The sequence below is a fragment of the Kitasatospora sp. NPDC057512 genome, from assembly GCF_042802135.1.
Taxonomy (GTDB): Bacteria; Actinomycetota; Actinomycetes; order Streptomycetales; family Streptomycetaceae; genus Kitasatospora.
This window is the reverse complement of sequence record NZ_JBHVET010001110.1, coordinates 1-1,875: the sequence shown is the minus strand read 5'-3', so window position 1 is coordinate 1,875 and position 1,875 is coordinate 1. Positions and strand designations below refer to the sequence as shown.

The following is a 1,875-nucleotide window of genomic DNA, read 5'->3' as shown; positions in this document are numbered from 1 at the left end:
GGCGACCGCGGCCAGCAGCCTGGTCCACCGGGCCACCAGGTCCTCAACCGTCCGCCGGTCGAACAGGTCGGTGCTGTACTCGACCGCACCGGTCAGCCCGGCCGGAGCGCCGTCCGGCCCCCGGTTCTCCGCGAGGCCGAAGGTCAGGTCGACCCGCGAGGTCCCGGTTGGCACCGGCACCCCGGTGACCGTCAGCCCGGGCAGCTCGAAGTCGCCCGTCGGCGCGTTCTGCAGGGCCAGTACGGTCTGGAACAGCGGGTGGAGCGCCATCGACCGCGCCGGGTTCAGCACCTCCACCAGGTGCTCGAACGGCACGTCCTGGTGGGCGTAGGCGGCGAGCGCCGTCTCCCGCACCCGGCCGAGCAGTTCGAGGAAGCTCGGGTCGCCGCTGGTGTCGGTGCGCAGCACCAGCGCGTTGACGAAGAACCCGACCAGCTCGTCGAGCGCCTCGTCGGTCCGCCCCGCGACGGGGCTGCCGATCGGGATGTCCTCCCCCGCGCCCAGCCGCGTGTACAGCGCCGCCAGACCCGCCTGCAGCACCATGAACAGACTGGTCCCGGAACGCCGCGCCAACGCGGCCAGGGCGGCGTGCAGTTCGGCGTCCATCCGGACGTCCAGCAGCCCGCCGCCGTAGGTCATGGCCGCCGGTCGGGGCCGGTCGGCGGGCAGCGGGAGCTGCTCGGGCAGCCCGGCGAGGGTCTCGGTCCAGTATCCGACCTGGCGGGCGAAGACGCTGTCCGCGTCGGACTCGTCGCCGAGGATCTCGTGCTGCCAGGCGGTGTAGTCCGCGTAGCTCACCGGCAGCGGTGCCCAGCCCGGGGCTCCGCCGCGCCGGCGCGCGGCGTACGCGGTCGCGAGGTCGCGCGAGAGCGGGCTCATGGACCAGCCGTCACCGGCGATGTGGTGCAGGACGACCAGCAGGACGTGCTCGTCCGGGGCCAGCGCGAACAGCTGCGCCCGGACGGGCAGGTCCGCCGTCAGGTCGAAGCCCCGGACCGCCGCCTCGCGCAGCAGTTCCGGCAGCTCCGCCTCGCTCGCCCGGCACTCCGGAATCCGGATCACGGCCTCGGCGGCGCTCAGCACCCGCTGCTGCGGGATTCCGGCGGTGTGCGGGAACACCGTGCGCAGGCTCTCGTGCCGCGCCACCACGTCCGTCAGCGCCGCCCCCAGCGCCTCCCGGTCGAGGCGGCCGGAGAGCCGCAGCGCCAGCGGCATGTGGTACGTGGCACTCGGCGCCCCGAACTGGTGCAGGAACCAGAGCCGGCGCTGGGCGAAGGACAGCGGCAGCGGTTCCTCCCGGCGTGGCCTGGGCACCAGCGCCTGCCGTGCGCCGGCGGCTTCGTGCAGCCCGGCCGCGAGCCCGGCGGGTGTCGGTGTCCGGAACAGGCGCCGCAGCTCCAGTTCGACGCCGAGGGTCGCCCGGACCCGGGAGACGAGTCGGGTGGCCAGCAGGGAGTGCCCGCCGAGGTCGAAGAAGTCCTCGTCGACCCCGACCCGGGCGCGGCCCAGCACCTCGGCGAACAACTCGCACAGGATCTGCTCCTGCGGGGTGCGCGGCGCCCGGCCACCTCCGACCGCCTCCGCCTCCGGTGCCGGCAGCGCCGCCCGGTCCAGCTTCCCGTTCGGCGTCAACGGCAACGCCTCCAGCAGCACGAACGCGGACGGCACCAGGTAGTCCGGCACCCGCTCCCGCAGGTACGCCGCCAGCTCCGCCGCGATCGCCCCGCTCCCCGCCGACGGGACGACGTACGCGACGATCCGGTCCTCCCGGGCGAGCACCGCGACCCGGGCGACGCCCGGGTGCGCGGCCAGCTCCGCCTCGATCTCGCCGGGTTCGATCCGGAAACCGCGCACCTTCACCTGGTCGTCCGCCCG

1 protein-coding gene is annotated in these 1,875 nt (G+C 74.9%); it reads right to left on the bottom strand.

The window, feature by feature from the left end:
- Positions 1-1,875, bottom strand: a 1,875-nt coding sequence (locus ACFU6K_RS38110; protein ID WP_380671116.1) for a condensation domain-containing protein, incomplete at both ends; no start/stop codon positions are given.